Below are 255 nucleotides of genomic sequence, written 5' to 3' on the forward strand. Positions count from 1 at the left end.
TTAAAACTCAAAGGAATTGACGGGGACCCGCACAAGCGGTGGATGATGTGGATTAATTCGATGCAACGCGAAAAACCTTACCTACCCTTGACATGGCAGGAATTCCGAAGAGATTTGGAAGTGCTCGCAAGAGAACCTGCACACAGGTGCTGCATGGCTGTCGTCAGCTCGTGTCGTGAGATGTTGGGTTAAGTCCCGCAACGAGCGCAACCCTTGTCATTAGTTGCTACGAAAGGGCACTCTAATGAGACTGCC

At 50.6% G+C, this 255-nt stretch carries 1 rRNA gene; it reads left to right on the top strand.

What is annotated here, in order from left to right:
- Positions 1–255: ribosomal RNA gene (locus H8K47_RS18875) — 16S ribosomal RNA — on the top strand; the annotation flags it as partial.

The organism is Cognatundibacterium rugosum, assembly GCF_014284365.1.
Classification (GTDB): domain Bacteria; phylum Pseudomonadota; class Gammaproteobacteria; order Burkholderiales; family Burkholderiaceae_D; genus Undibacterium; species Undibacterium rugosum.